General features: G+C 55.1%; 5 protein-coding genes. 3 read left to right on the forward strand and 2 right to left on the reverse strand.

Going from position 1 to position 7,685, the window contains the following annotated elements; translation table 11 throughout:
* Positions 1-250: 250 nt before the first annotated feature.
* Positions 251-850 (reverse strand): hypothetical protein, encoded by a 600-nt coding sequence (locus L0H65_RS10575; RefSeq protein WP_301458859.1) that lies wholly within the window; start codon positions 848-850, stop codon positions 251-253.
* Positions 840-1,604 carry a ParA family protein gene (locus L0H65_RS10580; RefSeq protein ID WP_301458860.1) on the reverse strand — a complete coding sequence of 255 codons (765 nt, stop codon included), beginning with the start codon at positions 1,602-1,604 and terminating at the stop codon, positions 840-842. The genes L0H65_RS10575 and L0H65_RS10580 overlap by 11 nt, the downstream gene beginning before the upstream one ends.
* Before the next feature lie 495 nt (positions 1,605-2,099).
* Between L0H65_RS10580 and L0H65_RS10585 the strand changes: the two genes are divergently transcribed.
* From L0H65_RS10585 to L0H65_RS10595, 3 genes are read left to right on the forward strand one after another with little or no spacing between them, the layout of a single operon-like run.
* On the forward strand, positions 2,100-2,639 hold the full coding sequence (locus tag L0H65_RS10585; protein WP_301458861.1) for a hypothetical protein: 540 nt from the start codon (positions 2,100-2,102) through the stop codon (positions 2,637-2,639).
* Positions 2,636-5,107, forward strand: a complete 2,472-nt coding sequence (locus tag L0H65_RS10590) for a relaxase/mobilization nuclease domain-containing protein (protein ID WP_301458863.1) — start codon at positions 2,636-2,638, stop codon at positions 5,105-5,107. Before L0H65_RS10585 ends, L0H65_RS10590 begins: the two co-directional genes overlap by 4 nt.
* 10 nt (positions 5,108-5,117) lie before the next feature.
* Positions 5,118-7,241: a type IV secretory system conjugative DNA transfer family protein gene (locus L0H65_RS10595; protein WP_301458865.1), complete on the forward strand. Its 2,124-nt coding sequence runs from the start codon at positions 5,118-5,120 to the stop codon at positions 7,239-7,241.
* Positions 7,242-7,685: the final 444 nt, after the last annotated feature.

Raw genomic sequence — 7,685 nt, forward strand, 5'->3', positions numbered from 1 at the left:
CTATCGCCTTGCGATCGGCGGGGACTCATACGCGTTATCTGGGGCAGCTGGCTTTTTGATCCTGTTCAAGAACCTGCCCCCAAAAGCACATGCAGGGTTGGCGCGGGCTTTTGCCAGAGCAAAAACGATCCAGATCCGTAGCGGGGCCGATGCTCTGTCAGAAGTGTCCATTGGGTCCGCGCGCCCTGTGCTGTGCGATTAACACACCCCCGTGAGTGCGTTTCGGCGTCTAGATGAAATGCAAAGCGCTTTAGCAAGTAGCGTCACAGATTTCTCTGAGCTGTTGTTGCACGAGACTCGTAATCACGGGTTTGAGGCGACTGGCCGCAAACCCGAGGTCCAGAGGGTCAAATTGCGCGCTGATCTTCGCCGCGAGGTCACCTGTGAACCTGGTTGCAACCCGTGTGGCTAGTCCGCCTTCTTCAATTGCCAGCGCTCCAAGCGACCCCCCCGTCTCGATGAGCAATTTGAAGTGCTTGATGGCACGCAATCGCGCAGCCTTGATGATATCCTCCACCGCCAAAGCGTATTTGGCGGCGACCTCGGTTGCCCTTGTGCTGACGTTCTCACCAAGATTGATTTGTATAGATATCCTGATCGCCGCTCCGTTGACTTTTGCGGCGCTGCTGGTTGGCTTTGATGCAGGCTTCTTTGGTTCAATGTCTGGCAAGGGGCCCAGCGGGTTCTCAGCCTTGGCCGGTGCGTCAGCCTGTTGCGCCACAACCAGCGCAGTGGGGTTTTGCTCCGCAATCGTCACATCAGGCTTTTCGGCTTTCAGAGCATCCCGTTTTGCGTATTCATTGTCCGGCCCTTTTAACACCAACCGCCGAGATGCTTTCTTACCGGTCATCGTGGCCCCCTCCCGCGACGGCAAAGCAGGCAGCGAGCAGCTTATCCGCCTCAGTAATGGCATTGGTCAGGTGCTTCGGGTGTTTTGCAAAACCCGGGGCTGTTTCATTATGACGCGCCAAGACATGTCCCAACAGACCTTCGCGGTCCATGGTCTTATACGCCTCGCGCTCTTGTAGCACCGCTCCCAATATCTGCATTACCTCAAGTCCGGTGTTCTCATTGGGCCCGACCAGCTTTGTCGCTTGCAGAGCGTCGATGATCTCTCGATCCCCTTTTGAGGGGCGGCTTGCAACCCGGTTGAGCATGATCCGAAATGCGGGCATTTGTGACGGGTCTTCGGCGCGGTCCTTCATACGGTAGAGAAAATTTGCCGTGCCGCGCGCGGTTTCAATGTCGGACCGCGATAGCATGATCGGGCACAAAATAAGATCAGCAACCACGGCAAAAACATCGTGATCGCGCGAGGCATCCCCCGCCGTATCAATCACCAGCAGATCAATGTTATTCTCAGTGGCAATCTCATCGACGATCTCTGCAACTTCCTCCGCATCAATGGTTTGATATGCGTCGATTGCGTCTGACCACAATCCGCCCTCGGCCGCACGCATGGCCCAACGCGCAAGATTGCCGGTTTGGTCTGCGTCGATAAAAGCGCAACGAAGCCCATTGCTGTCGCCCGCACTTAGCAGCGCTCGCGCGACCGTTGATTTTCCCGCACCGCCCTTTTGGTTCATCAATGTGATTGTCAGCATTTTGGCTGTTGCTCCTTTCCGAAGGTCATTGCCTGCCCCAACATGTCGCTATGGCAGGTTGACAGGCTGTAACGCCGGCCATGTGTCAGGCTGTCCATCGGTGAATTTGTCAGAATGCCAGCATGAGAAAACGACAGCATGCCACATTGGCAAAGTGGCAAACTGAGCATTTGATATCGGGTTATCCTGTCAGACGGCCCATATGGCTTCATGGCAAACCGGCTCAATGTGTTTCTGGCAATTTGACAGAATGACAGTCTGATCTCCTGTAAGTTTGGCATGTTGCCAAGATGACAGGTTGGTAATGAAGGCTCCGCGCCTCGGCGTCAACGAAAAGCCTATTTCAGCACAAAGAAACTTTTATTGCACCGTATACGCTTTTGCATTGCCAGCCATCTCGATCCCAGTGTTTAAGAAAGGAAGGACGGTGGCAGGATATGCCTAACGTTTGCACTTTGGACATTTGGGGGTCCTGCGGCGCTGGCGCAGAAAAAATTGACCATAGAAAAACGACAAGAGCTTGTGGCGCGTTTTCGTAACGGCGCGAGTGTCAACACGCTCTCAAAAACATTTGGCGTCACCATTCGGCACATCAACCGCGTTGTTACCGAGGAGCGCGGACAGACAAAAGGGCGGAGCACCCCATCGAAGACCGTGGCTTTTCGCGCCCCCATCGGTGAGATTGATACCTTTTTGGCTGGTGCCGCCGCAGTTGGCATCACCGGATCAAGCCAAGCATTCCGGGTTTTGCTGCGCATGGCGGCGGGCCTGTTCGAGCTCTTTCCAAACCAATTGGACGCGTTCAACAGAACCGTATGGCTCAAAGGCAAGGAGTTGGATCTGCTCAACCAGCTTGCCAAAAGCGTTCACCGTGGAAAATTGCGGCTCAGTGTTGATGATCGGGTGTTGTTGGCCAAGTCCATCGACACCAATGCGCGCCTGCATGAAGACCTGCGCGGTATCTTGGATGAAGCCAAATCCCGACGTGGTTACGCGGTGGCTCGGCTGATCACAGCCAAGGAGGCCCTGCGATGAGCAAACATGACCCTTTAGCACTCTATCACGCCGTCATGGGCGAGGCATGGGCCGAAGATGACCTGAAAGCGAAGGGCGGACGCGCCCGTGCAGCGGAGCGACAAGCCCGGTCGTTCAAACGCGCCGGACAGCCTTCGGTCAGAAATATCATCAAGGCCGCGAAAGGATCACGGGCAGCGGTGTTCAAGCGCATCCGTAATGGTGGCTGTAAAACTCTGAGCTCCTTGGGCAATCAGCTTGATTATGTGAATGACAAAGCCGTGTTCACCTATTCGAACCAGATCAACAGCCTGGAGGCTGGCGACAGGCTTTCCGAGGATCAGAAGGCTGCGATCATGGAACAATGGTCGGGAACCTGGCGCGGTACGTCAAAACTCGGCTTTACCAGCCACATGCTGTTGAGCTTTCCAAAGGAAGTGTCGGCAGAACAGGTCCAGGGCATTGCCTTGGATTGGTGCGAGCATTTCTTTGAAAGCGGGCATTATGGCGATAAGTGGGATTATATGATTGCGGTCCACACCGACCGAGATCACCCCCATGCCCATATCCTGTTGAACAATCGCGGCTCTGTCATGGGCGAATGGTTTGCGTGCTGGGCGAAGGGCAATATGTCACCCCAGCTCATGCGCGAGAAGCAGGCTGAAATTGCGGAAGGCTACGGCGTTGCGCTGCATGCCACCACCCGGCTGGAGCGCGGGTTGACCGACAAACCCGCAGGGTTGGAAGAGATCTATGCCGCCAAGGCGGAAGACCGACGCCCGATGGGAACGGCTCTGAGCGAGCCGGAGGCGGAACGGGCAAGGGCGGCAATCGTCGGGTTTGTCGAGGAATACACAGACATCGCCGATCTTTTGGAAAGCATCGACAAATCAGAGCTGGCCGAGGCGGTGCGCCTTATGCGGCTCAGACTGTCGAGTGGCATTGCGTGGAATGTAGAACAAGGAGAAATGGATATGGGTGAAATCAAAACTGTTGGGGAGGCCATTGAGTTTGCCGAGGCGCAAATCGACGGTATCCGGGGCAGGGCGGAAGAGCTTATCGGGGTGGAACGTGCCGAATTTGAGGCCAAGGCTGCGCCAGTGTTGGCTGAGTTTTATCAGATGGTCCCAGACCCCGAGCGGCGCGAAGCCTATAACCAAGAACTGGTGGAGATATATCCACCGGGGGCAGGGGCTGTCGATCTGGCAGACCGTTTTGTTGATGCAGCGCAGCGCGAGACTCTGGCGCAGGTCCTGCAAGCGGGGCAAGACCTCGGCCTAGATACCGAAGATGTTCTTGCGCGTATGAAAACCGGCGGCACCAAGAACCACGGCCTTGCCCAAGACTGGATCAATCGCGATCTCAGAGCAATCTTGGCCAAAGAGGGCATTGAGCTGGACCAATCCTCAGCGCAAGAATTTGATGCAGCGCTTGAAAAGTTGGGCGGGTTTCAGACGCGGCTTGGCACAGCGCTTGGCATTGAAATGGAAAGCCCTTTCGACATTGTTGCCACCGCGCAACGTGACGCTGGCCTGCAAACGGAGATGGGTCAGGACATGGAGACCCAGGACGGCAAAACCATTGCCGAAGCGGAGCGAGAGCAAGCAATTTTGCAGGGCATCAAGGAGGAAGTGTCAAGGCTCCGGGGTCAGGGATACTCAAAGGCGTATATCAGCGAACGCAGTTTTGACATTGAAGAGACCGTGGTGGCGCAAATTGAAATTGCCCAACAAACGGAGTTGGTCTTAACAGACCTGAAAAACGGTGTTGCTGCGCAATTTGACAATGAACCAGATGCATACACGGTTTTTGAGCCAGTGATTGTCAGTCTTGAGATGTTTGAGAACCCTGACAACCGGGCATCTCGCGGGATTTATCTTGAGGAGCTGACAACCGGATTGAACGACCTCATTGCCGAGAGGGACGCGGGCAATCTGTCTCAAGACCAGCTTACCAAAGCCGACATTTTGATTGCAGCGGTGCTGGACCGGCATTTTGACGACATGATCCGCGCGGTTGAGATCGAATATGAAGAGCCGCACTATGGTGAGGCCAGGATCGAACGGTTGAAAGAGATTGCGGCCAGTTTCGGCAATAAGGTCTCTGAAGCCGATCTTGAGGATGTTGAGACCCCCAATGCCTATATCCGTCAATTGGCCGAGAACCTTCGGGATGGTGACATGACCGAAGAACAGACCGACACGATCCAGCGCGCTCTGGTTTCCGAACTTCATCATGAATTGGGCGATGAAGGCATGGCCGATCTGGACCGGGGCAATTGGGATGTCTTGGAGGGAGTGCTGCCTGCCAAAGTTGATCAGATCAGCGTCACCCAAAAGTATCTGGAAATTACCGCCGAAGAACGCGGTGATGCCGATCTCGCTGACTTGGCTGGTGATTTGCACCAAGAGCGCGCTCGCGCTCGGGCCGAAGAACTGATCCTTGAGCACAAGACCGATCCTGGCCTTGATGATGATCTGAGCTTGTAGGAGCAGGGGGATGCACAGCACAGCAAAGCTTGTCGTAAATGTCGTCTTCGGACTTTTGTCGGGGGTCATGGTCGGCACCATCATCGGCAGTGCCTATTTGACGCTTGCTCTGCGCCGCGGGCTTTCCGGGTTCGATATGTTCGCGGTTTGGAAGATCAGCACGAGATTGCGGGCCGCACATCCCGATGCCTGCAATGTTGCCTTCGCTGCGGTGATCTTGTCGGCTGTTGCACTCGGCCTGCTGGCTTTTGTCTGGACCTATCAGAAGCAACGCAGCGACTACGGGGCTGCCCATTGGCAGACCAAGACCGAGCTAAATAAAAATGGGATGGTGCGACCCGTCGGCACAGGGTTTGTCTGTGGCAAACTCGGAGCGCCTAAAGATTCAAAGGCAAAGTATATTTGTTCAACTGCGATCCCGCATGTGATGATGGTCGCCCCCACCCGTGCCGGCAAAGGCGTGGGCTTTGTAATCCCAAATATCTTGTCCTTCGGTGGCAGTATCGTGGCACTGGACGTCAAGGGCGAGAATTTTGATAAAACCGCCCGCTACCGCATGATCCAGGGCGATGAGGTCTATCGCTTCTCGCCGTTTGATTGGGTGCGTGGCACCCATCGCTACAATCCACTGGATCGAATTGCGAAATGCAAGAGTTTTGCCGAACAGTTCACGGAAGTCAGCATTCTGGCCGACCTGTTTCTGGACAAGGACAACCAGCAGAGCAACACCTTCTCCGAGGCAGGCAAAACGATCTTTGTTGCGGCCTGTCTTCTCGCCCTGCAACGGCGCAGACCCAATCTGGGTGAGGTCAACAAGATTGTATCGGACGGGGCCGACAAGAATCAAATGTACAAGTCTTATGCCGAGGAGGCCAAAGGCCACGCGCATAGGCTCTTGTGGATCAACGCGGCCAGCGCATCCGACAAACTGCTGACCAGCAATATTCAGGCGCTCAAGACCGCCGGGCTGAAACAGTGGGACAACCCTGCTGTTGTCGCGGCGACCAGCGCCAACGATATGAATTTCTCGACATTCAGAAAGCGGCCGCAATCGCTCTATATTGTGGTGTCGGAAGATCATATTCCAACACTTGCGCCACTGCTGCGCTTGATGTTTGCGGACTTGATCGCAAGCCTTCGAGCCAATGAGCCGGGACCGGATGAACCTTGGCCGGTCATGGTGATGATTGACGAATTCCAGCAAATGGGGGCGCTGCCCTATCTTGAACGCGCGATTCACACTCTGGCAAGCTATGGCGGGCGGATCGCGATGATCGCGCAATCATTGTCCGCCTTGGACAAAATCTATGGCAAGGACGGGCGAGAAAGCCTTGAGAACGGCGCAGGGCTAAAGCTCTACATTACACCGCGCGATGAGCAAACAGTGAAGGAGGTTTCTGCGTCTGTCGGCAAGACCACCCGCGAAGCTGTCACAACCTCCTTTGGCCGCAACAAAGGCTTTGCCGGGGCGCAGGGGACAAGCGTCAGGTTGGAAGAACGCCCACTCCTTTCTGAGACCGAAGCCCGGTTTATGGACCCCGACGAGGTGATCATTCTCGCATCGCCGCAACACCCGATCAGAGCTAAGCGGATCAAGTATTTTGACGATCCTATGTTTGCTGCGATGATGGATGCTCAAAAGGGATATGAGCTGCCGTTTCCGCCGCTGCCGGCGGAGTTGGCGAACGACCCTTTGGGTCCTAAGGTCTTAAAAGTGCCGAAAGTTGAAGCCGAGGCGAACGCGGGGGATGATCAGGCCAAGGCAAAGCCAGAGCCGACGGATGAACCCGCAAGAACACCCGCGCCGAAGGTCGAAAGTGATGAGCCACCGGCACCCACGCAGAAAGAAATCGCAGTAGTGGCGGAGGCTCAGACCAAGACAAAATTGAAACAGGCGGACGCGCCCACCAAAATGTCGGCGCAGCAGATCAAAAGCGACGAACCATCCGCGCCCGAGGCAGGCGCAGAAAATCGCAAGACGTCAATGCGCTTCAGATTGGCAATCGTAAATAACCCAAACCCCAAGGTTCTGACACCGCCGGAAGGCCTGAATTCCGAAGACGCTCCGCCACCTGATTGGGAAGAATTAATAGGACAATCGCAAGAAGGCGATCTGTTCAAAAAATCGGCCTAAGTTCCTATAGCCAAACTTTCGTCCGATGGGCACGGTCATTCGGTGAACCAAGATTCTGCACGACGAGCGCTGATCCAGCTGGAGGAAGCCGCGTTGCGGCATTTAACGGCTTTGGGTTGCCCGATCCTAACATCATGGCGCCGCATCTGCAAAATCGAATTTGCGTTACAACCTTTGGCTGCGCTGTAGATATTTAAGCATCGATGCGCTAGGAGTAAATAAATACAAACAACAAGGAGGACATCTTTTGACAGATATCTCGACGCCGGGGGTTTCATCCCCAGACGGTGCCGCAGATGTGATCATGATTACGATCCTGCTGACCAACCTAGCCCGCGTGATATAGCGGCAGCAGCTTCAGTCAGAAGTGAAGCAAACCGCGCCAAATCACCGTCCTTTGTCCGAAATCCTGGGGCCGCTATGTTGATCGACGCGATGACAGTC

The sequence above is a fragment of the Pseudorhodobacter sp. genome (assembly GCF_030452865.1).
Taxonomy (GTDB): domain Bacteria; phylum Pseudomonadota; class Alphaproteobacteria; order Rhodobacterales; family Rhodobacteraceae; genus Pseudorhodobacter.

Excerpts from the sequence above, each read along its gene's own strand:
- L0H65_RS10595 (WP_301458865.1), top strand. The coding sequence starts at position 5,118 with ATGCACAGCACAGCAAAGCTTGTCGTAAATGTCGTCTTCGGACTTTTG.
- L0H65_RS10580 (WP_301458860.1), bottom strand. The coding sequence starts at position 1,604 with ATGCTGACAATCACATTGATGAACCAAAAGGGCGGTGCGGGAAAATCA.
- L0H65_RS10575 (WP_301458859.1), bottom strand. The coding sequence starts at position 850 with ATGACCGGTAAGAAAGCATCTCGGCGGTTGGTGTTAAAAGGGCCGGAC.
- L0H65_RS10590 (WP_301458863.1), top strand. The coding sequence starts at position 2,636 with ATGAGCAAACATGACCCTTTAGCACTCTATCACGCCGTCATGGGCGAG.